Annotated in this window: 17 protein-coding genes; 8 read left to right on the forward strand and 9 right to left on the reverse strand. The window is 71.9% G+C overall.

Annotated elements, in window-relative coordinates:
- Window positions 1-116: 116 nt before the first annotated feature.
- Both K4B79_RS02330 and K4B79_RS02335 read left to right on the forward strand, forming a co-directional pair.
- Window positions 117-998: a (2Fe-2S)-binding protein gene (locus K4B79_RS02330; RefSeq protein ID WP_232024457.1), complete on the forward strand. Its 882-nt coding sequence runs from the start codon at window positions 117-119 to the stop codon at window positions 996-998.
- 304 nt (window positions 999-1,302) lie between these two features.
- Complete coding sequence (locus K4B79_RS02335; RefSeq protein WP_232024458.1) at window positions 1,303-2,340, forward strand: DUF2637 domain-containing protein; 1,038 nt, start codon at window positions 1,303-1,305, stop codon at window positions 2,338-2,340.
- 82 nt (window positions 2,341-2,422) lie between these two features.
- Here the strand turns inward: K4B79_RS02335 and K4B79_RS02340 are convergent, their stop codons facing one another.
- Window positions 2,423-2,857, reverse strand: coding sequence for an ATP-binding protein (locus K4B79_RS02340; protein ID WP_232024459.1), 435 nt, complete (start codon window positions 2,855-2,857; stop codon window positions 2,423-2,425).
- A gap of 1,107 nt (window positions 2,858-3,964) precedes the next feature.
- Complete coding sequence (locus K4B79_RS02345) at window positions 3,965-4,600, reverse strand: hypothetical protein (protein ID WP_232024460.1); 636 nt, start codon at window positions 4,598-4,600, stop codon at window positions 3,965-3,967.
- A 218-nt stretch (window positions 4,601-4,818) separates the two neighbouring features.
- On the opposite strand from K4B79_RS02345, the gene K4B79_RS02350 reads away from it, so the two are divergent.
- Window positions 4,819-6,315: a helix-turn-helix domain-containing protein gene (locus K4B79_RS02350; RefSeq protein WP_232024461.1), complete on the forward strand. Its 1,497-nt coding sequence runs from the start codon at window positions 4,819-4,821 to the stop codon at window positions 6,313-6,315.
- A gap of 38 nt (window positions 6,316-6,353) precedes the next feature.
- Here the strand turns inward: K4B79_RS02350 and K4B79_RS02355 are convergent, their stop codons facing one another.
- Together K4B79_RS02355 and K4B79_RS02360 are read right to left on the reverse strand one after the other, a co-directional pair.
- Window positions 6,354-8,096 carry a pyruvate dehydrogenase gene (locus K4B79_RS02355; protein WP_232024462.1) on the reverse strand — a complete coding sequence of 581 codons (1,743 nt, stop codon included), beginning with the start codon at window positions 8,094-8,096 and terminating at the stop codon, window positions 6,354-6,356.
- Between the two features lie 64 nt (window positions 8,097-8,160).
- Window positions 8,161-10,095 carry a protein phosphatase 2C domain-containing protein gene (locus K4B79_RS02360; protein ID WP_232024463.1) on the reverse strand — a complete coding sequence of 645 codons (1,935 nt, stop codon included), beginning with the start codon at window positions 10,093-10,095 and terminating at the stop codon, window positions 8,161-8,163.
- Window positions 10,096-10,397: 302 nt separating this feature from the next.
- On the opposite strand from K4B79_RS02360, the gene K4B79_RS02365 reads away from it, so the two are divergent.
- A complete protein-coding gene (locus K4B79_RS02365) occupies window positions 10,398-10,880 on the forward strand; it encodes a DUF456 domain-containing protein (protein WP_232024464.1) in 483 nt (160 codons plus the stop codon).
- 119 nt (window positions 10,881-10,999) lie between these two features.
- A complete protein-coding gene (locus K4B79_RS02370) occupies window positions 11,000-11,374 on the forward strand; it encodes a PPOX class F420-dependent oxidoreductase (RefSeq protein ID WP_232024465.1) in 375 nt (124 codons plus the stop codon).
- A gap of 7 nt (window positions 11,375-11,381) precedes the next feature.
- On the opposite strand, the gene K4B79_RS02375 is transcribed toward K4B79_RS02370, so the two are convergent.
- The 5 genes from K4B79_RS02375 to K4B79_RS02395 all read right to left on the reverse strand — a co-directional run bounded on the left by K4B79_RS02375 (window position 11,382) and on the right by K4B79_RS02395 (window position 17,897).
- Window positions 11,382-11,864 (reverse strand): methylated-DNA--[protein]-cysteine S-methyltransferase, encoded by a 483-nt coding sequence (locus K4B79_RS02375; RefSeq protein ID WP_232024466.1) that lies wholly within the window; start codon window positions 11,862-11,864, stop codon window positions 11,382-11,384.
- Window positions 11,861-13,252, reverse strand: coding sequence for a DNA-3-methyladenine glycosylase 2 family protein (locus tag K4B79_RS02380; protein WP_232024467.1), 1,392 nt, complete (start codon window positions 13,250-13,252; stop codon window positions 11,861-11,863). Before K4B79_RS02380 ends, K4B79_RS02375 begins: the two co-directional genes overlap by 4 nt.
- Window positions 13,253-13,508: 256 nt before the next feature.
- On the reverse strand, window positions 13,509-14,609 hold the full coding sequence (gene rsgA, locus K4B79_RS02385; protein WP_232024468.1) for a ribosome small subunit-dependent GTPase A: 1,101 nt from the start codon (window positions 14,607-14,609) through the stop codon (window positions 13,509-13,511).
- Window positions 14,610-14,873: 264 nt separating this feature from the next.
- Window positions 14,874-16,343 carry a cellulose-binding domain-containing protein gene (locus tag K4B79_RS02390; protein ID WP_232024469.1) on the reverse strand — a complete coding sequence of 490 codons (1,470 nt, stop codon included), beginning with the start codon at window positions 16,341-16,343 and terminating at the stop codon, window positions 14,874-14,876.
- 222 nt (window positions 16,344-16,565) lie between these two features.
- A complete protein-coding gene (locus K4B79_RS02395; RefSeq protein WP_232024470.1) occupies window positions 16,566-17,897 on the reverse strand; it encodes a radical SAM protein in 1,332 nt (443 codons plus the stop codon).
- A gap of 188 nt (window positions 17,898-18,085) precedes the next feature.
- On the opposite strand from K4B79_RS02395, the gene K4B79_RS02400 reads away from it, so the two are divergent.
- The 3 genes from K4B79_RS02400 to K4B79_RS02410 all read left to right on the forward strand — a co-directional run bounded on the left by K4B79_RS02400 (window position 18,086) and on the right by K4B79_RS02410 (window position 22,273).
- Window positions 18,086-19,339, forward strand: a complete 1,254-nt coding sequence (locus K4B79_RS02400) for a D-arabinono-1,4-lactone oxidase (RefSeq protein WP_232024471.1) — start codon at window positions 18,086-18,088, stop codon at window positions 19,337-19,339.
- Window positions 19,340-19,457: 118 nt separating this feature from the next.
- Window positions 19,458-20,702, forward strand: coding sequence for an ROK family transcriptional regulator (locus K4B79_RS02405; protein ID WP_232024472.1), 1,245 nt, complete (start codon window positions 19,458-19,460; stop codon window positions 20,700-20,702).
- A gap of 308 nt (window positions 20,703-21,010) precedes the next feature.
- Window positions 21,011-22,273, forward strand: coding sequence for an ABC transporter substrate-binding protein (locus K4B79_RS02410; RefSeq protein ID WP_232024473.1), 1,263 nt, complete (start codon window positions 21,011-21,013; stop codon window positions 22,271-22,273).
- Window positions 22,274-22,279 lie beyond the last annotated feature (6 nt).

Here is a 22,279-nt window from a genome sequence, read left to right on the forward strand (position 1 = left end):
GCGTCTTGTTACTCACCCGTCAAGCACCTTAGGCCCAGAACCGTTCAGTTCAAATCCCGACCATATTGGGTAAGGTAAGCCTCACCTTCACCGCAACGCCGAATCGGTGGTCCCGCATGCCCGCACAGCTGCCTGCACAGCTGCCCGCACCACGACCGGCCCCGCACTCGGCCGTCACCGAGGCCTACACCCGGCTCACCCAGGCCCTCCCGACCCTGACGGTCACAGAGCTGGCCCCCACCGAGCAGCCCCCGCAGACCCCCGGCTGGATCACCACCGCCGCACTCGTGGACGACCCCGCCGCCCTGGACACCTTCCTGGCCTGGGACGACGCACAGATCCGCCGCGACCACGGCCGCCCGGCCCGCCCCGACGTGATCGCGAGCTTCGGCCTGCACCGCTACGCCTGGCCCGCCTGCCTCCTGATCACCGCCCCCTGGTTCCTGCACCGCAGGGTCCCGCGCTACCCCGTGACCAGCGTCTCGTACGACCGCACACGCGGCCCGATGGCCTTCGCCGTACGCCCGGGCCCCTTCGCCTGCCTCCCGGACGACCCGGCGTCGACCCACCCGGACGCGAGGACGGTCCCCGACGAGGAGGCCCTGCGCGCCGAGGTCAGGGACGCGATAGCCGAGCACATGGAACCGGTCCTGGCCGCGTTCGGCCCGCGCATGCGCCGCCGCGGCCGCGCCCTGTGGGGGATGATCACCGACGAGACGGTGGAAAGCCTCTGGTACCTGGCGGAGCTACTGGGCGAGTCCGAGAAGCACAGGGCGGAACACGAACTCGAACACCTACTCCCAGGCGGGACCAGGCCGTACGCAGGCTCCCCAGCCTTCCGCGTCCTCACAGGCCCCAACGGCGAACAACTCCCCACCCGCGACCGGGCGAGCTGCTGCATGTTCTACACACTGGACCCGGACGACACCTGCGCCACCTGCCCCCGCACCTGCGACGCGGACCGCATCACCAAGCTGATGGCCGCCACGGCCAGTTGAGGCACCCTCAGGACGAGAGCCCGTCACCCGTCCCGTAAGATCGCTCCGGATCAGACGACCCCACGGTTACAGGCGTTTCACGATTTCCTCACACGCCGCAGGAACTTTCCGAGGAACCACCCGTACGGGTAGTCTTATTCGAACTCAACTCCCGCCCCTCAAGCGGCAGTTCGAGCAGAACGCCGCCCTGGGCAACCCCTTGCACTTCCTTGGCGGCCTCTTGCCCCGAAAACGCCTGAGGGCCGTTGGGATTGGGCCACTATGGCGGGCGTTACACGCCCTATCCCAATGCAAGGGACCCCAGATGAGATTGACCGACATATCGCTGAACTGGCTGCTTCCGGGCGCCGTACTGCTCCTGGGCATGCTGGCGGCGGTAGCGGTGCTCGCGCGCGGCAAGCGGTCCGGGGAGCACGCGAAGACCGAGGACTCGTGGGAGCGGAACGAGGAGCGCCGCAGGCGCAAGGAAGCCATATACGGCACGGCTTCCTATGTACTGCTCTTCTGCTGTGCCGCCGTCGCGGCCGCCCTCTCCTTCAAGGGCCTGGTGGGCTTCGGCGAGCAGAACCTGGGCCTGTCCAACGGCTGGCAGTACCTCGTGCCGTTCGGCCTGGACGGCGCGGCGATGTTCTGCTCCGTGCTCGCGGTGCGCGAGGCCAGCCACGGCGACGCGGCCCTCGGTTCCCGGATACTCGTATGGACGTTCGCCGGTGCGGCGGCCTGGTTCAACTGGGTGCACGCGCCCAGGGGCCTGGGCCACGACGGCGCCCCCCACTTCTTCGCGGGCATGTCCCTGTCGGCCGCGGTCCTCTTCGACCGCGCGCTCAAGCAGACCCGCCGGGCCGCGCTGCGTGAGCAGGGCCTGGTGCCCCGCCCGCTGCCGCAGATCCGCATCGTGCGCTGGCTGAGGGCCCCGCGGGAGACGTACAAGGCCTGGTCGCTGATGCTGCTGGAGAACGTGCGCAGCCTGGACGAGGCGGTCGACGAGGTCCGCGAGGACAAGCGTCAGAAGGAGACGGCCCGCCTCAGGCGCCGCGAGCAGGAGCGGGTCGAGCGGGCACAGCTCAAGGCGATCAGCCGGGGCCACCGCGGATTCGTGGGCCGCGGCCGCCAGTTGGAGGCACAGGCCACCCTGGAGCGGGCGGACGACCGCGTCACCGCGGAGCCTGCCATATCGCCCAAGGAGCAGCTGCCCGTACGCGCGCGTCCCTCCCTCCAGCCCGTCCGCAGCGGGTCTGAGTCGCACACGGTGGACCTCACCGCGGAGGACGACACAATGGCTCTGCCGCGCCTCGATTCCCTTGAGCGCAAGCTCAAGGACCTGGAGCAGCAGTTCGGCTAGCCGAAGCACCACGGGAAGGGGGCGTGACCGACAGGTCACGCCCCCTTCCCGTTCCGTCAACGCCTCTTCGGGCACTGTCCGTTCAAGCGAGACCGCCGTCGAGTTCGAACCACACCGACTTGCCCACCCCGTGTGCCCGTACGCCCCACGCGTCCGCGAGGGACTGCACCAGTATCAGACCCCGGCCGTGCGTACCGTCGCCGTCGCCGGCGTTGGCGTTCGCCACGCACATCCTGGGCCGGCGGGCGACGAAGTCCCGTACCTCCACCCGCAGTCCACGGGGTCCGATCACGGCCGTGAACACCGCGTCGTGGTCGGTATGGACGAGTGCGTTGGTGACGAGCTCGCTGGTGAGCAGTTCAGCGACCTCCGACCGCCCGGGCCGCCCCCAGTGCCGTAGCAGCTCTCGCAGCGCCTTACGGGTCTCCGGTACCGCCCCCAGGTCCGCCCGTTCCAGTCGGCGCCTGAGTTGCGGCACCGGCGCCTGTTCCACGGCGCTGTCGGTGTTGTCCTCCACTGTCTCCGCCGAGAAGGCCCCTACTGTCGTGGGACCGCCTCCTCGTGCCTGCCTCTTCATGACCCCCGCCCGCGTGCCGATGTCGGTTCCCCTCCTGCTCGAACACGTTCACGGGGATCCATGCCCCGTAGTTCATGGGGCAGTCATGTCGAATCACCGACGACCAGGTGTTCGGCCACAGTGCGGTGGCCCCGGCGGGATGCGCGGCCTCGGGATCCCGCGCCCGCGAGCCGCCGAGGAGGCGCCGCGCGCCACGACCGCCCCCCGACGCCGGCACGCACGGAACGCGCCACCGGGCGGCACATGCGGCCCGCGCGGTGCGCCCCGCGTGTGCCGTCGGTCGGGTCCGTGCGGCACATGTCCACAAGGCCGGTGCCGGCGGGCCGGGCGCTCCGGGCCGCCCACGAATCGCCCGGCACCGGGACGGAGGGGGAAAGCCCTGGTCGACGGGTTGGTTCCGGTGACAGGGACAGGTCTCCGCGGAGCGGGCGGGACGCCGAGTCGAAGCCGTGGTCGAAGCCGGGGCTTCCAGGCCGAGGACCCATACAGCGTGTACGACGACGCTGGGGCACCGCTCAGAGACATCCGCCCAGGAGCCGCCCCGCCCCGGTCGCGAACCCGGCGGGCGGAGTGAGCCGGCGTGTCCGCTCCCGGAGGCGGCGGTGAACCCGGCCGTCCACACGGCTTCACGCCTACGCGGCCGTGCGACGCCCTGACCGCCGGGGATCCGCCGACCTACCGACGCCGGACTGCCGACCTCGCCGTACTCGGCGAAGGGATGTGGCAGTTGATCCCGGACACGCGCACGGGTGGGGCCGGACCCCGGCACACCCGTCGGCGAGGCGCGGGCCCGGTACACCGCCGCCTTCCCGAAGCGCGCGAAACTGGCCGGAATCCGCTCCCGGGCCGGGCCCGGCTCGACACCCCGTTCCCGCTGGAACGGCCGCGGCGCGAATCCCCCCTGAGTTTCGCACCGCGGCCGTTCCAGGTCCTCGCCCCGCCGCTGCGGCTTGCGAGGGGGGCGTCGTCCCCCGATCCCCTCCGCACGGGGCCGCCCGCCCGACCCCCGTGCGGGAGGGCGGCCCCGGTGCCGCTGTGGCCCCGCGGTCAGTGGAGCTTGTTCACGGCCGTGACGGTCGTCTTCTTGAAGGCCTTCACCGGCGCGTCGCCGAAGTCGCCCATCTGCCCCCAGTCGACGACGGTGACGGTCCGGCCGTCCCGCCCGACGGAGAGGAGACCGACGTCCATCGACCCCCACGACGTGGTGGTCTGCACACCGTGCACATGGGCGCCCTCCTCGACCGCCAGCGTGCCGAAGTCCCGGTACGTGTTGACGATGTCCGGATCGCTCGGCTCGCGCTCCGCGCAGGAACGGAAGTCCTTGTTCAGACGCTTCGCGAGCGCCGCGGCCTTGGCGTCGCTGCCGACGACGATCGTCAGCTGCCGGGCGCTCGCCTCCAGGTCGGTGCGGTACTCGCGGTACCGGGAGTCGTACGCGAGGAGCGCCTCTCCCAGGCAGAACTGGAGTTCCTCCGGGACGCCGTCGGTGATCTTGCCGGTGGTCCAGGTGGAGTTGAGGTACCGGGGCAGTTCGGAGGACGACAGGAAGGCGGGCGCCTTGGCCTTGGCCACGGCGGAGTTCGGCGCCGCCTCGGCGTCGGCCTGTACGGAGAGTGTGGTGCCGAGCGTGGCGGCGGTCATGGCGAGTACGGTGAGCGCGCTGGCTCGGATGCGCTTGAGCATGGGTGTCCCCCGTGAACGAGTACATGAGTGTGGGATGCCGCCCTGCCGCCGGTCGGTCGGTCCGGTGGTCGTCGGTGCGACACCAAGAGCATCAGCGGTCACAGTGGCTGTGCGCAACAGGGGACGCCGGATCCACCACGGTGGAACCATCCCAGCCCCTCTGACGTGCAGGTATATGGGGTGCCTGGGATACGGGTCCGGGACGGACGGGGGATGGTGTGTCGGCAGCACAGGACGAGGTCGGGGAGTTCGCGGCACTGCTGCGGCGGTTGAAGGACCGGACGGACCGCAGCTACGGCTCGCTGGCCCGCCGCCTGAACATGAACACCTCCACCCTGCACCGCTACTGCGCCGGCGAGGCGGTCCCCCTCGACTACGCCCCCGCCGAACGCTTCGCCGCCCTGTGCGGAGCGACAGCGGAGGAACGCCTCGAACTCCACCGCCTGTGGCTCCGCGCGGTCGCGGCCCGACAACGCCCCCGGGCGGCCGACGCGGCGGACACGGCCGCCCGGGAGCCGGAGGAACCGGAGGAGCCGGAGAGACCACAGGGAACAAGCACCGCCCCCGACACCGAACCCGCCCCCGGACCCACCGACACCCCCAGCCCCGAAGACGTGCTCGGCGACGCCGGAGGAGCCCCGGACGCTGGTGCCGAGTCCGAGTCCGAGTCCGAGCCGGAGACGGAGACCGAGCCGGAGACGGAGACCGAGACAGAGGCGGTGCTGGACGGACGGTCGCCGTCCGCTCCCCCGCGCCGCGCCTGGTACCGCCGCCGGCGGCTCGCGGTGGCCGCGGCTGTCGCGGGGGCGTTGCTCGTGACGTTGGGCAGTCTGTCGGCGTTGCCGGCGGACCGGCCCTCGACGGAGGCACGGGTGCGGGAGTCGGACGAGCCGTTCCGACTCCCCACGGCACCGCCCGACGCGTCCGGCACCCCCTCGGGGACGCCGAACAGCCCCTCCCCCGGTACCCGCTCGCCCTCCGCCCCGGAGGGGACCGGGGGCGCCTCGGGTAAGCCGTCCGCGCCGCCGGGCGAAGGCCGCGGTTCCTCGCAGGGGCCGGGCGGGAAGGCCCCTGAAGGCGGGACCGGTACTCCGCTCACCTGGAGTGCCGACTCCCACGTCTGGAACCAGGGTTGCGGCCACGACTACGTCATCACCAAGCCACCGGCGCAGGTCCCGCCACCCCCGGCCGCGCAGGACGCCGGGCAGTGGGCGGCTTCGGAGGGTGCCGTGCACGGCAAGGAGACCCAGGTGCAGATCACGGTGCAGGGGCGCGATTCCACGGCGGTCGTCCTGGAGGCGCTGCGCGTCCGGGTCGTCGGCCGCGCGGCCCCGGTCCAGGGCTCCTCGTACGCCATGGACCAGGGCTGCGGCGGGGCGATCTCCCCGCGCTACTTCTCCGTCGACCTCGACAAGGACCGCCCGATCGCCCACTCGGTGGCCGGCGGTGACGAGGAGGGCCCGATCCCGGCGATCCGGATGCCGTACCGCGTGTCCGCCGAGGACCCGGAGGTGCTGCTGGTCACGGCGACCACCAGGGCCTGCGACTGCAGCTGGTACCTGGAACTGGACTGGTCCTCCCAGGGCCGCAAGGGCACGGTCCGCATCGACGACCGGGGCCGCCCCTTCCGCACCAGCTCCATCAAGGGCCTGCCGCGCTACTGGTACGCCACCGACGAGGCCGGCACACGCGCCTGGGTGCCGTACGACAGTTAGCCGTACGGCAGTCGGGAGTCAGGGACTGATCACGTCGCTCAGGGCCTGGGCACGTTGCGGATGTTGGAGCGGGCCATCTGGAGCATGCGGCCGACGCCTCCGTCGAGGACGATCTTGGAGGCGGAGAGGGCGAAGCCGGTGACCATCTCGGCGCTGATCTTCGGCGGGATGGACAGGGCGTTGGGGTCGGTGACGATGTCGACGAGGGCCGGGCCCTTGTGCCTGAAGGCGTCCTTGAGGGCACCGGCGAGGTCCTTGGGCTTCTCGACGCGGATGCCGTGGGCGCCGCAGGCGCGGGCGACGGCGGCGAAGTCGGGGTTCTTGTTCGTGGTGCCGTAGGAGGGCAGACCGGCGACCAGCATCTCCAACTCGACCATGCCGAGGGAGGAGTTGTTGAAGAGGACGACCTTCACCGGCAGGTCGTACTGGACCAGGGTGAGGAAGTCGCCCATCAGCATGGAGAATCCGCCGTCCCCGGACATCGACACGACCTGTCGCCTCCGGTCGGTGAACTGTGCCCCGATGGCCATCGGCAGGGCGTTCGCCATCGAGCCGTGGGAGAAGGAACCGATCACGCGGCGGCGGCCGTTGGGCGAGATGTAGCGGGCGGCCCAGACGTTGCACATCCCGGTGTCGACGGTGAAGACGGCGTCGTCGTCGGCGAGTTCGTCGAGGACGGAGGCCACGTACTCGGGATGGATCGGGACGTGCTTGTCGACCTTCCGCGTGTACGCCTTGACGACTCCCTCCAGGGCGTCGGCGTGCTTCTTGAGCATCTTGTCGAGGAACCGCCGGTTCTTCTTCTCCCGCACCCGGGGCGTCAGGCAGCGCAGGGTCTCCTTCACATCGCCCCAGACGGCGAGGTCCAGCTTGGAGCGGCGGCCCAGGTGCTCGGGGCGGACGTCGACCTGGGCGATCTTGACGTCGTCGGGGAGGAAGGCGTTGTACGGGAAGTCGGTGCCGAGCAGGATCAGCAGGTCGCACTCGTGGGTGGCCTCGTAGGCGGCGCCGTAGCCGAGGAGGCCGCTCATGCCGACGTCGAAGGGATTGTCGTACTGGATCCACTCCTTGCCGCGCAGGGCGTGGCCGACCGGGGACTTGATCCTCCCGGCGAACTCCATGACCTCGGCGTGCGCGCCTGCCGTGCCGCTGCCGCAGAACAGGGTGACCTTGTCGGCCGCGTCGATCATCGCCACGAGCTTGTCGATCTCGGCGTCGCCGGGGCGGACGGTGGGCCGGGAGGTGACGAGGGCGGTCTCGGCGGCCTTCTCGGGGGCCGGCTGGTCGGCGATGTCGCCGGGGAGCGACACGACGGCGACCCCCGACCGGCCTACGGCGTGCTGGATGGCGGTCTGGAGCAGGCGCGGCATCTGCTTCGGGCTGGAGATCAGCTCGCTGTAGTGGCTGCACTCGCGGAACAGCTGGTCGGGGTGGGTCTCCTGGAAGTAGCCGAGGCCGATCTCGCTGGAGGGGATGTGCGAGGCGAGGGCGAGGACCGGGGCCATGGAGCGGTGGGCGTCGTAGAGGCCGTTGACGAGGTGCAGGTTGCCGGGGCCGCAGGAGCCCGCGCAGGCGGTGAGCTTCCCGGTGATCTGGGCCTCCGCGCCGGCCGCGAAGGCGGCGGTCTCCTCGTGCCGCACGTGCACCCAGTCGATCGCGGAGGTGCGGCGGACGGCGTCCACGACCGGGTTGAGGCTGTCGCCGACGACGCCGTAGAGGCGCTCGACCCCGGCCCGGACGAGGATGTCGACGAACTGTTCGGCGACGTTCTGCTTGGCCATGCTGCTTCATGCCCTTCGGTCTCCGGAGATCCCTTCGGGTTACATGAATTCACACCGCGGGCCGTCACGCCTCCCAAACGGCGGCGGCCGTACGGTCATCGGCATAACCCTTGACCCGTACTTGGGTGTCGGCGAGGAAGGCGGCGAGGCCGGGCGGGGTGGGCCCGGACCACCGGCCCGTGAGGTACTCGCACAGCTCCGGTTCGCCGCGCAGGGGCTCGGCGAGACCGCCGGTGCACATCAGGAGCGTGTCACCCGGGCGGGCGATGGAGGCACGGAAGCGGAAGGGTTCGCGGGGCGGCTCGGGGGCGGGTTCGTAGGGGCTCGGGGGTGTGGGGATGCCCAGGTCCATGGTGAGGCGGTCGCCCTCGGGGGTCTCGGCGGGCAGCGAGCCGAAGCCGACGACCGGCTCCCCGGACACGTCGGTGACGCGGGGTTCGATGTCGTGCCACTCGTCGTCGCGGAGCCGGAAGAGGCCGCCCGCGCCGACGCCGAAGAAGACCCGGGTGCGGCACTCGGGGTCGGCGGGGAGGAGGAGGCAGCGCAGGGTGGCGGCGTACTCCTCGGGGTCGACACCCTGCTCGGCGGCGCTGGCGCGGAGCTTGCCGAGGCTGCGGTCGGTGAGGCGGTGCAGTCCCGACTTCAGGTCGCCGCGGCGGCCCGCCCTTATGTCCTCGGCCAGCCGGGCGTGACTACGGCCGACCGCCCGGCCGATCCAGTGGCAGGCCTCCGCTGCCGCCCGGTGGGCCCCCGGTGTGGCGCGGGCCCCGGTCGCCATCGCCACCAGGACGAGCGCGCTCTCCCCGGAGCCGAACCGAGCGGTGAGCAACGAGTCGCGCCGCGGCTCCCCCCGGAACCTCGCGGAATCCCCCCGCACGGAGACCGCCCTCAGCGTGCAGACCCCGTACCGGGCCCCGTCCAGCACGGTGTCCGCGACCAGATCGTCCAGGTCGTCCGGGTCCGCCGGGGGCAGCGCGGTCGGCTCGGCCTCGTAGGTGGGCGGTCCGGAGCCCACGTAGTCGACGGGGTCGGTCGCGAGCACCGGGACATCGAGGCGGGTGGGGGTGCGGACGTCCTGCGGGCCTGCGGGTGGCGCTGCCCGACGCGAGCCGCCCTCCACCGAGCCGGGAGCGGCGTCGCGCGGCCCGTGGGGGTCGGGACCGGCCTCGGCGTCCTGCGGGGGTTCCGCGGGGCGGCCGGGGGGCGATCCGGTGCTCGCGTCCTGCGGCCCGTACGGATCGGGCGCGACCTCGGCGTCCTGCGGACCGGCGGAACGGGCGGCCCCTGGCGGACGCCCCGGAGGTGAACCAGTGTCCGCGGCCCGCGGCGGGCGGTCCCGGGACGTGTCGGGGGTGGCGTCGCGCGGGGCGGGCGGATCGGGGGCGGTCTTCCTGTCCTGGGGGCCGTGGGCGTCGCCCTGTAGGCCGTAGTCGTCCGGGGTGTCGGCGGTGGGGCTCCGGTGCTGCCGGGTGGGGGGTGTCGTGGGGCGAGGGGGGCCGAAGGGGGGTGGTGGAGGTGGTGGGGTCGAAGGGGGTGGCGGGGTGTCCGGGGGCATCGGGGAGGCGGGGACGGCGGTCGCCGGTGCCTCCTCGACGGAGTTGTCGGTGGCGGAGGGGGCCCGTCCCGGGGGCGTGTACTCGGCGAATCCCGGTGGTTTCGGGCCGAGCGGGAACGTCGCCGGTCCCTGGGGAGCCTCGGGAGGCGGTTCCCAGGGAGCCCGAGCCCGCTGCCATCCGTCCCGCGCCGGTGCCTCCGAGCCGTCCGCCTCCTCGGCGGCACCGTCCCGGGGCGCCGGAACCCGCCCTTCCGGGGCCCCTGCCGCACCGGCCCGCTCCGGCGGGACCGCGTCGCGCCCCTCCACCGCCCCCGCCGCCGAGGCGAAGCGGTCGTCGAGGGACTCGGGTGTGGCCGTGGGGCCGGTGTCCTCGGTGGAGTCGTCGTACAGCTGCCCCCACCAGTCGTCCTCGTGACCGGTGGGCGTTCCCCCCTGCTGGCTCATGCCCCTAATTGTCCACCTCACGGGCCGGATGAAAACGGGGCATCCGGAAAATCCGGCACTCGACACCCCGTCGAACGGCGTGTCGAGTGATCCCCCGAACGCGGATACGACAGAAGCCGCCGGGCGGCTCCACCCCCCACGGGAGAACCGCCCGACGACGCCGGAAGTGTGACGCCGCCGCCTGTGGACCCGCTGTGGCCGACGTGCGTCACCCTGCCCCGCTGCGGCCACCGGGTACCCGGGAACGTCCTGGTGAACCCTGGTGATCTGCGCCCGCACCGGTCCTCCTGCACTCTGGACAGATGGGAGCGGTGGATCTCCTGCTGGTCGGGCTGGTCATCCTGTTCGGTCTGGGCGGGGTGCTGGTACCCGGTGTGCCCGGGTCGTGGCTGGTGTGGGCCGCGGTCATGTGGTGGGCGCTGAAGGATCCGCGGCCCGTCGCGTGGGCGGTGCTCGTGGGGGCGACCGTCGCGCTGTTCCTCTCCCAGGTGGTGCGCTGGGCGCTGCCGCCCCGACGGCTGCGCGCGAGCGGGGCGACCCCGCGGATGGGCGTGTACGCCGGGCTCGGGGCCTTCGTCGGCTTCTTCCTCGTTCCCGTGCTCGGCGCGATCCCCGGCTTCATCGGCGGGATCTACCTGTACGAACGGCTCCGCCTCGGCCGCCACGGCGAGGCCCGGGCGGCCCTGCGCACGGCGATGCGCTCGGGCGGCTCCAGCGTGCTCGCGGAGCTGTTCACCTGTCTGCTGATCACGGGGGCGTGGCTGGGGGCGGTGATCTGGGGCTGACGTAGGGCACGGGATCCGGGGCTGACGTGGGACGCGGTGATCTGGGGCTGACGTAGGACTGGGGCCCTAGGGCGAGAATCCGATGTGCGGGACCGGACGCGCGTGTTCGGATGGCTGCCATGACCGTATTCAGCGAGGCCGAACGCGCCTACCTCACGTCGCAGCGACTGGGGCGGCTGGCGACCGTCGACCAGCACGGGCAGCCGCAGGCGAACCCGGTCGGCTTCTTCCCGCAGGACGACGGCACGATCCTGATCGGCGGCTTCGCCCTGGGCACCACCAAGAAGTGGCGGAACCTCCAGAAGAACCCGAAGGTCGCGCTGGTGGTGGACGACATCGTCAGCCACCGCCCCTGGAAGGTGCGCGGCATCGACATCCGCGGGGAGGCGGAACTCCTCACCGGCCCGCACGAGTTGGGCCCGCACTTCAGCGAGGAGCTGATCCGCATCCACCCGCGACGGGTCCACAGCTGGGGGCTCGAGGACACCGCCTAGCGCCCGCCTAGAGCACGCCTTCCAGGGCGAGCAGGCGCGTCTTGCGTTCCAGTCCGCCCGCGTACCCCGTGAGCGCACCGGTCGCCCCGATCACCCGGTGGCAGGGCCGCAGGATCAGCAGCGGGTTGGCGCCGATCGCTCCGCCGACGGCCCGCACGGCGGCGCGGGAGGCGCCGATCCGCGCGGCGATCTCGCCGTACGTCGTGGTCGCGCCGTACGGGACGGTGTCCAGGGCATTCCAGACCCGCTCCCGGAACTCGCTTCCCGCACTCCTCAACTCCAGGTCGAAGTCCTTGAGTTCACCGGCGAAGTAGGCGGCGAGCTGCTCCTCGGCCGCCCGGAAGGGGCCGGGGTCGTGCCGCCAACCCTCCTGGACGGTACGGCCGTTCTTCTGGTCGGGCACGGACAGCGAGGTCAGCGCGCCGCTCTCGTCGGCGGTGAGCAGCAGTCGGCCGACGGGGCTGTCGAGGTGAGTCCAGAGTGTGGTCATGAGTACTCCAACTTCCCTGCTGCGCGCAGGTGTTGTACGGCATAGGAGCGCCAGGGGCGCCAGCTGTCGGGAATGTCGAGGCCCGGTGGGGCGACATCGGGATCGCCGAGGGCGCGGGTGCGGACGGCGGCGACGACCCGGCCGTCCAGACCGGGCAGGGCGAGCAGCGCTGCCTGCGCGTCGTCCCGGTCGGCGCCCGGGTCGAGGCGTACGGCGCCGTCGGCGAGGGCGGTGGTGAGCGCGCCCAGGGGGCCGTCCGGCTCGGCCTCGGCGAGGACGGCCGGGTCGGGGAACACGTGGGTGAGGCTGCCGCAGGGGGCGTCGAGCGCCTTCCCGTACCGCCGCACCAGCCGCTCGGTCTCGGCGCGCCCCACCAGGGCCCGCACGGCGAACTCCTCCGGGTCGGCGGCTCCGGGCGACCGTAGGCCGGGACGGGCGGCGACCAGCGGGGCGAGCCGTGCGTCGGCGCCGAGCCGTTCGTCGACGGCGTAGGGATCGGAGTCGAGGTCGAACAGCCGCCGCAGCCGCTGTACGGCGGTGGTGAGGTCGCGGGGGTCGGTGAGGTGCAGCCGGGCGTCCAGCCAGCCGCCCGGGTTCGCCCCGGACCCGGACCTGGCCGTACCCGGCCGCTCGTCGACGGCGACGATGCCGCTGCCGTGGGGCAGCCGCAGCGTACGGCGATAGGTCCGCCGCCCGCGCGCCCCGCTCACCTCCTCCACCCCGGCCACCGCCTCGGCCTCCAGCAGGTCGAAGGCCGCGCCCGCCTGGTAGGGCCCTCGGTGGGCGAGCCGCAGCGGGATGCCCGCCGTGGGGGTGGCCGCGCGCCGGGTGGTCCGGGCGGCGGCCCTGAGCTCGCTCGGTGTCGAGGCGTACACCTCGCGCATGGTGTCGTTGAACTGCCGCACACTGGCGAACCCCGACGCGAACGCGATCTGGGTGACCGGCAGGTCGGTGGTCTGGAGCAGGACCCGCGCGGTGTGGGCCCGCTGCGCGCGGGCCAGCGCGACCGGTCCGGCGCCGAGTTCCGCGGTGAGCTGCCGCTGCACCTGCCGCGCGCTGTAGCCCAGCCGCCCGGCCAGCCCGGCGACTCCCTCACGGTCGACGACGCCGTCCCCGATCAGGCGCATGGCCCGTCCCACCACGTCCGCCCGGACGTTCCAGTCCGCCGAGCCCGGCACGGCGTCCGGCCGACACCGCCGGCAGGCCCGGAACCCCGAGCCCTGCGCGGCGGCGGCCGTCGCGAAGAACCGCACGTTGTGCCGCTTCGGCGTCACCGCCGGGCAGCTGGGACGGCAGTAGATCCCGGTCGTCTCGACAGCGAAGAAGAACTCGCCGTCGAACCGCCCGTCCCTGCTCCGTACCGCTTCGTACCTGGTGTCTTCGTCCATCACATGACCCAGTGTGGCCCTTGCGGGCCCCCCGGGCTGGCGGAAATCGGACGGGGCGCTGGGAGACGGCGCTCGTCTTGACGGCACTCGTCTTGGAGACGGCACTCGTCTTGGAGACGGCACTCCTCAACGCCGGCCCAGGCAATCCCAGCCCGTCCGGCGTTTGAGGACGAGGCCCCTTCAGGGCCGACAGCGGGGGCCTGGGGGCGGCAGCCCCCAGAGACGGCCACCCCCACACCCCGGCAAGGAACGCGCCCTAACTCCAACGCCCCCGCTTCGCCTCCATCGCCGCCTTCCCGATCGCCCCCTTCCGCTTCCAGTCCTTGCGGATCTCCGCCCGGAGCCGCGCGTCGGTCTTGGCCACGATCCGCTGGTTCTCGCGCAGCAGCTTGCGGTAACTGTCCAACCGCCGCTCCCCCAGCTCGCCGGAGGCCACCGCGGCGAGGACCGCACACCCCGGCTCACTCTCGTGCGCGCAGTCGTGGAAGCGGCAGCGCTCCGCCAGCGACTCGATCTCGGAGAAGACCTGTCCGACCCCGCTCTCGGCGTCCCAGAGACCGACACCCCGCAGCCCCGGTGTGTCGATGAGGACACCCCCGCCGGGCAGGGCGAGGAGATTGCGGGTGGTGGTCGTGTGCCGCCCCTTGCCGTCCGCGTCGCGGGTGGCCTGTACGTCCATGACCTCCTCGCCGAGCAGCGCGTTCGCGAGCGTGGACTTGCCCGCGCCGGACTGCCCGAGCAGCACGGACGTACCGCCGGAGACGAGGGCGAGGAGGACGTCGAGCCCGTCCCCGCCCATGGCGCTGACCGGCAGCACCGGCACGCCGGGCGCGGTCGTCTCGACGTCCTGCACGAGGTGCGCGAGCGTCGCCGCGTCCGGCACCAGGTCGGCCTTGGTCAGCACGACCACGGGCTGCGCGCCCGACTCCCAGGCCAGCGCCAGGAACCGCTCGACCCGCCCGAGGTCGAGTTCGACGGCGAGCGACACGGCGACGATCGCGTGGTCGACGTTGGCCGCGAGGATCTGCCCCTCGGACCGCTTGGAGGAGGTGGAGCGCACGAAGGCCGTACGGCGCGGCAGATACGTCCGTACGTAGCGCGGGTTGCCCGCGGGTTCGACCGCGACCCAGTCACCGGTGCACACGACCCGCATCGGGTCGTGCGGGGTGACGAACGCGGTGTCCGCCCGGAGGATCCCGTCGGCGGTGACCACGTCGCACTGACCGCGGTCGACCCGGATCACACGTCCGGGCAGGAGCCCTTCGGGCTCGTAGGAAGCGAACTCGTCCGCCCAGGCGTCGTCCCAGCCGTAGGGAGCGAGCGCGGTGGAGACGGAGGAAGCAGAGCTGGAAGTCAAGGGTGACCCTTCACAGGGGCGGCCCCGGCACGCGTCGTCGGACGCAGGAAAGAGGAAGAGTGGTTCAGCCGGTGGCCGCGGAGGTGGACTGGATGGATTCCTGGATGCGGGCAGCGCCCCTCGCAAAGACAGCCATCGGTCGACACCTCCTCGTCAGCTCTTCAGCTCTCGTTCGGTCGCGGAGCCGTGGGCCACCGCGTGGATCGCCCTCACTCTAGCCCGGCCCCTCGGCACCCCGTCAACGCATTTTCACCGGCCGGGTCCTCACGCCTTCGCGCACTTCTCCCCGTTCAGCGTGAAGCCGTACGCCGGCGCGTTCTTCCCCTGCCACGAGGCGAGGAAGCCGAGGGAGAGGGAGCCGTCGGCGGGGACCTTCTTGTTGTAGGCGGCGGCGGTGGCGGTGATGCGCGGGCCCTTCTGGGTGAAGCTCGCGTCCCACATCTGGCCGACCCGCTGGCCGTCGGGGAAGGACCAGCCGACGGTCCAGGAGTCGAGGGCGTGTTCGGTGGTGATGGTGACGGTGGCCTGGAAGCCGTCGGGCCACTGGTTGACCAGGTCGTAGCTGACGCGGCACGTCGGGGAGGCGCTCGGGTCGTCGGCGGTGGCCTCGGAGGTGGCGGTGCCCTGGGGTGTGGTGCCGGGGTTCTTCACGCCCTCGGAGGTCTCGGAGGTGCCGGCCTGGCCCGAGGGCCTGGGCGAGCTGGTGGAGCTGACGTCGGTGGGCGAGACGGACGGGGAGGGGTCGGCGGCGACCGGCCGGCTGTCGGCGGAGCCGCTGGGGGACGCGCCGCCGTCGGTGTCGGCGCCCGGCATCATCGAGACGGCGAGGGCCAGCAGGGAGACCAGGACGGCGGCGACGAGGAGGCCGTTGCGCACCACCCGGGCCTTGTGCGCGCCGGGGTTCGGGGGGCCGTCGCCGTCGGCCGGGCCGGGGCGTCCGGCGCCGAGCCGTACCTCGGCGGCGCGTCGGCGCCGTTCCAGGTAGGCGAGGCCGCCCCAGCCTATGACCCCGCCGGCCAGGGCCGCGGGCAGTCCGCCGCCGTGCAGCCGCAGACAGGCGGCGGCCTCGGCGCACTCCACGCACCGGGCGAGGTGGCGGGAGAGGTCGTCGGGGGTGTCGGCGGCGGGCGAGCGGGTGACCGCGTCGAGCAGCCGGGCGTAGCTGCGGCACTGCGCGTCCATCGGTGTGTCGAGATGGTTGCGGTGGCAGCGGTCCCGGAACAGGCCCCGGACCTGGGCGAGTTCGTCGGGGACGGTGGCCGGGTCGAGGCCGAGCCGGCGTGCCACCGCGCTCAGCGGCAGCGCCTCCACCTCGGCCAGCCACAGCAACTCGGCGTCGGCCGCCTGGAGGTCGCGCAGTCCGCGCAGCGCGAGCGGGCGCCGCAGCGGGGGGCCCGAGTAGCGGGCGGCCTTGTCGGAGTTGAGCCACAGGCGCAGTTCGGGGTCGAGCCGATGGCCGTGCCCCTGGGTCTCCCACTCCTCGGCCGTGGTCCGTACGGCCGTCAGCAGCAGCGGGATCCTGGGCAGACGGGCCGGGCGGCGGCCGGCGCCGCGGGCCGGGGTGGCCTCGGCGGCACGGGCCTCGCGCATGCCGAGGGAGAAGGCCTCCGTGGCCAGTTGGGTGGCCGACGTGGAACCCGAGGTGCACAGGTCGGCGTAGGAGAGCACGGCGTCCCAGCACTCGGCGAACCGCGCGGCCTCCGCGGAGTCCTGGGGAGTCGGCAGGTCGGGCATGGGTCTCCTGCAGTCACAAGCGAGGTCAACTCGCCATACTGGCAAAGGAGTTGGGGGGAACCTCGCGGCAGGACCCGAGCTTTTCACGACTCCCACACAACTGACAAGCGGCCTGTTCAAATGTCAGGACTCACTGTCACGTCCCACCACCCGGGGTCCCCGACTCCATCCGATGGTACGGATCCGGCCACCCCATGACTCAACCTCAGCCCCAGGAGTTTCCTACGCGCTCGCCGATTCCTCCACCGTGTCGACGGCCGGAAGGCTGTCCATGAACGAGCTGACGGAGAACACCGCACGTCCGGGGCCGGGCGGGCCGTAACCGGGAGGCGAGGACAGGCCGAAGTCGTCCATCGTCTGCCGGTACGCCTGGAGCAGCCGGATGTGGTACTCCAGCGGCGCTCCCTGCGGGTTGGCCTTGCCGAGCGGGGTCGTCGGCTCCGGGCACCAGGTGGTGAAGCGGGGCGTGATGCCGTGCGACATGAAGAAGCGCAGGCCCTCGGTGGTCGACGCGATCGCCTCGTCGACCGTCTTGAAGCCGAAGGGCTCGGCCATCTCCACGCCGGCGACGAAGTTGGGGATCACGTTGCGCGCGCCGAAGACCTCCGCCGAGTCCAGGATGCGCTTGTGCCACACGTCGCGGCCGACGTACCGCTCCTTGCCCGGGCAGTACATCTTGAACAGGTACTCGTCCCACACCTCGTAGTTGGGGTGGTAGATCTGCACGCCGTAGTCCTTGAAGCGCTGCACGTCGTCGCGCGGCAGCGCCTGGGCGACCACCTTGCCGATCCAGCGGCCGGGGAAGCGCTCCTCGATGGCCTTGGCGTAGTGGCCGTAGAAGTCGGCCTCGTCGCGTCCGGAGACCGTCTTGGTGATCGCGCCGCCGGTGAGGGTGTAGGCGGTGGAGGTCTTCGCGGTGTCGTAGCGGTCGATGATCTCCAGGGCTTCGAGGACCTCCTCCACGTCCTTGACGCCCGTGTAGGGCCGGCCGGCGGCCTTGTGCTGGCGCCAGTTGTGGTTGATGTCGCAGTACTGGCACTCCTCCTTGGCGCCGAAGTACTGGCAGACCCGGAAGACGGTCAGGTAGATCAGGTAGCCCCACTGGATGGTCGGGGCGACCTCCATGACCGACTTCCCGTTGGAGAGGGTGTGCCGGTAGTACTCCGGCATGGGCGGCACGCCGACGTCGGAGATCCGCTTCCCGTCGAGGTAGAGCCCGAGCACGCCGTGCTCGTCGGCGGCGACCCGGTAGGGCGAGGCCGGGTTCACCCGCACCGACACCACGGTCCGGCGCAGGTCGTAGGGCCCGCCGGTGAGGATGATCTCCTCCGGGGGGCGCCGCAGCGCGGCCTCGCCGAGCTCCGGGAGGGTGCCGTGGTCGAAGGAGAAGATGAAGTACGACTTCGGCTTCACCTCGCCGCCCTCGTTGTCACTGAGCGCGGACGGGTCGAAGGCGACACCGCCGCGCAGCAGGTCCTCCTTGAAGACGGCTTCCCGTGGCACCTGCGGAAAGCGCTCCATCAGATCCTCGACCAGCGCGGTTCGGCTGCCCATCCCGTGTCTCCTCCCGGCTCAGGCGTACAGCTCCTCACGGTATGCCCTCCCCCGCACGCCACCGGTGCCGGGGCCCCATATCGGGCATCACCGCCCGGACGGTCCCGGCCGACCGGGACCGGCGCGGCCGTGGGCGCCGCTCAATGAGAGGGTCGACGCATCCGCACTCTTCGGGAGGGACGACAGGAATGACGGAAACCGTCACCAACTGGGCGGGCAACATCACGTACGCCGCCAAGGAGCTGCACCGCCCGCACTCGCTCGACGCGCTCGCGGACCTGGTGGCCGGCAGCGCGAAGGTGCGGGTGCTGGGGAGCGGGCACTCCTTCAACGAGATCGCCGAGCCGGGCCCCGAGGGCGTCCTGCTGTCGCTGGCGGCGCTGCCGGCCGAGGTGGACGTCGACACCGGGGCCCGCACGGTACGGGTCGGCGGTGGCGTGAGATACGCGGAGCTGGCCCGGCGGGTGCACGGGCACGGGCTCGCGCTGCCCAACATGGCCTCGCTGCCGCACATCTCGGTGGCCGGTTCGGTGGCCACCGGCACCCACGGCTCGGGCGTCGGCAACGGCTCGCTGGCGTCGGCCGTGCGCGAGGTGGAGATCGTCACGGCGGACGGTTCGACGCTGGTCGTGGGGCGGGGGGACGACCGGTTCGGCGGTGCGGTGACCTCGCTGGGCGCCCTCGGGGTGGTCACCGCGCTCACCCTGGACCTGGTGCCCGGCTTCGAGGTCGAGCAGCACGTCTTCACGGAACTCCCGCTGGAGGGGCTGGATCTCGAAACCCTTCACACCGTGCTGGCGAGCGCGTACAGCGTCAGCCTGTTCACCGACTGGCGGGCGCCGGGCTTCCGGCAGGTGTGGCTGAAGCGGCGCACCGACCAGCCGCTGCCCGAGGTCCCGTGGGGCACCCCGGCCACCGAGAAGATGCATCCGGTGCCGGGGATGCCGGCGGTCAACTGCACCGAGCAGTTCGGCGTGCCGGGGCCCTGGCACGAGCGGCTGCCGCACTTCCGGGCGGAGTTCACGCCGAGCAGCGGCGCCGAGCTCCAGTCGGAGTACCTGCTGCCCGAGCACCACGCCCTCGACGCGCTGCGGGCGCTGGACGCGATCCGGACGACGATCGCGCCCGTGCTCCAGGTCTGCGAGGTGCGGACGGTGGCCCCCGACGAGCAGTGGCTGAGCCCGGCGTACGGGCGGGACACCGTGGCCCTGCACTTCACCTGGGTCGAGGACGCCGAGGCGGTGCTGCCCGTGGTGGGCCGGCTGGAGGCGGCGCTGGACGCGTTCGACGCGCGGCCGCACTGGGGGAAGGTGTTCACCGTCCCGGCGGCGGTGCTGCGCGGGCGGTACCCGAGACTGGGTGACTTCGCCGAGCTGATGCGCGCGCTGGATCCGGAGGGTAAATTCGCCAACGGCTTCGTACGGGATGCGCTGGGCGTCTGACTTCGTAAGCCCCCTTTCCTAACCCCTTGTCGAAAGTCCTGGCTGCCCATAGCCTGACGCCCGCGCCGGAGCCGACGTCGTCCCGGCCCGAGCCGCGAAGGGATGGGGAGGGCGCCCCATGAAGCGCACATCACGTGACATCCGTACCGCGAACCGCTACGAGGTGCTGCGCCAGATCATCGCCGAGTCACCCACCTCGCGGCAGGAGCTGGCGGCCGCCACCGGGCTGAGCCTGGCCACGGTCGCCACGCTCGTCGGCGAGCTGCTCGACCTGCGGATGATCACGGAGGTGGGGTTCGAGGACTCGGCCGGGGGCCGTCCGAGGGGCCTGGTCGCCGTGAACGCCTCGGGCGGCGCCCTGATCGGCGTGGACATCGCGGAGACGTACGTCCATGTCGAGCTGTTCGACCTCGCACTGAACGTGCTGGCCCGCGCCGACGAGCACATGCGCCCCGGGGAGAGCCTGCCGGAGCAGGTCGTCGCCCATGTCGCGGCCGCCGTCGGCTCGGTGGTCGCACAGGCCGGGATCGAGGGCGCCCGGGTGCTCGGCGTCGGGGTGAGCGTGCCGGGGCAGGTCGACCGGGCCACCGGCATCTCGGAGTACGCGCCGAACTGGGACTGGCACGACGTGCCGTTGCTCGACCTGCTCACCGAGCACATCGCCTATCCGCTGTACCTGGACAACCCGCTGCGGGCCGTCGCGGTGGCGGAGCTGTGGTTCGGGGCGGCGCGGGGGCGCGGGGACGCGGTGGTGGTGAACCTCGGCACCGGGGTGGGCGCCGGGCTCCTGCTGGGCGGCGGGCTGCACCGGGGGGTGAGCAACAGCGCCGGCGAGTGGGGCCACACCACGATCGTGCTGGACGGGCGGCTGTGCCACTGCGGCAACCACGGCTGCGTGGAGACGTACGTGGGCGCCCCCGGCATCATGCTGAACCTGCGGGAGCTCAGCCCCGACAGCGCACTGCTGCACCCCGAGGACCAGACGGCCACCGTCGACGCGCTGGCCCGGGGCGTGCGGGAGCGGGATCCGGTGGCGCTGAAGGTGGTCCGGGACACCGCCCGCTATCTCGGCGCCGGCATCGCCGACCTGGTCAACCTGTTCAACCCGGAGGTGGTCGTGCTCAGCAGCTGGGTGGCGGCCGCCCTGGGCGAGCCACTGGTCGCCGAGGTCCGCGAGGCCGTGGCCCGGCACGCGCTGCCCCGGCCGATGGCCGCCACCGAGATCGTGCTGTCCGCGATCCCCACGGATCCGGCCTGTCTGGGCGCCGCGACCTTCGCGCTCGAAGGCGCCCTGCAGTCGGTGGGCCAGCGGTCCGCGAAGCGCGCCACGCGGTCGAGGAGCCGTACCGCGCCGTCGTCCTGACGGCACGGCCGTCGTCCTGACGCCACGGCCGTCGTCCTGACGCCACGGCCGTCGTCCTGACACGACGGCCCGCAGGCCGCCGTACCACCCTCCTGACCAGGCTTCGCGACCCCTTCGTGACCGGTCCGCCACCGGAACGCAACTGATCACGTCCGGTATACCGAACGTTACGCAACGCTTCGAACAGGCTTCGTTCAACCCCTTGCCGAAGCCTTAGCCGAAGGTTAACGTCCCGCTCCGCACCGCTCTTCCAGCCATCTTCCGCTGAGCGTCTGAGCCGCAGCCGCACTCGAGACAAGGACGTCGCCATGTCGGCATTGAGCAACAGCACCTGGGACCGCCGTAACGTTCTGCGCGCCGCCATGGGCCTGGCCGCCGCCGGCGGACTCGCCGCGTGCGGCGGCAACAACGGCCGGGGCGGCGGCGCCTCGGGCGTGAACCTCACCCAGTACTTCCACGCCTACGGCGAGCAGGGCACCGAGCAGGCCATCAAGCGGTACGCCAAGGCCTACGACAAGGCCAACGTGACCACGCAGTGGATCACCAGCTCCGACTTCGAGAGCAAGCTCTTCGCCACGCTGCTCACCGACAAGGCGCCCGACCTCTTCGAGTTCCACCCGCAGATCCAGCTGGTCAGAAGCGGCCAGGTGGCGGACCTGACCGACCTCGTCGCGCCGGTCAAGAGCGACTTCAACCCGGCCGACATCACGTCGCACACGGTCGACGGGAAGATATACGGCGTCCGGATGATCGACGACCCGCAGTTCTTCTTCTACCGCAAGTCGCTGCTTGAGCAGGCCAAGGTCGAGGTGCCCACCACCCTCGACGAGCTGATGGAGGCCGCCGCCAAGCTCACCACCGGCAAGGTCAAGGGCCTGTACATGGGCAACGACCTGCACAGCGTCAACGACACGTTGATCTGGTCGGCCGGCGCCCAGCACCTCGACGCGAAGAACGAGATCGCCTACCACACGGACGGCGTCGTCGAGGGCCTGAAGAAGATGCGCAAGCTGTTCACCAGCGGCGACCTTCTCCTCGGCGCCCCGACCGAGTCCTGGGACCCGTCCTCGTTCACCCAGGGCCTGTGCGCCATCCAGTTCTGCGGCATGTGGGCGATGCCGGCGATCCAGGAGGCGCTCGGCGACGACTGGGGGGTCTTCCCCTTCCCCAAGACCGTCGACTCCGGCAAGCAGTCGGTCTACAACGGCGGCTGGTCGATGTTCGTCAACGCCAAGGGCAAGAACGTCGACGCGGCCAAGGAATACGTCAAGTGGCTGTGGATCGACCAGAAGAAGTACCAGGAGGACTGGGCCACCTCCTACGGCTTCCACATCCCGCCGCGCGCCTCGCTCGCGCAGTCCGCCACCAAGCTCAAGTCGGGCAACGCCGCCGAGGGCGTCCGGCTCTTCAACGAGTTCGGGCACTTCGACAACATCGGCTGGACCCAGGCCATGCGCACCGCCTTCGAGGACGTCTTCGCCAACTCCGTCCGCAAGGACATGGACCCGGAGGCCGCCCTCGACAAGTGCGACACGGTCGTCAACCGCGAACTGAAGAAGCTGTTCGGATAGGCCGCG

This window comes from Streptomyces lincolnensis, from assembly GCF_021173675.1.
Taxonomy (GTDB): Bacteria; Actinomycetota; Actinomycetes; order Streptomycetales; family Streptomycetaceae; genus Streptomyces; species Streptomyces lincolnensis_B.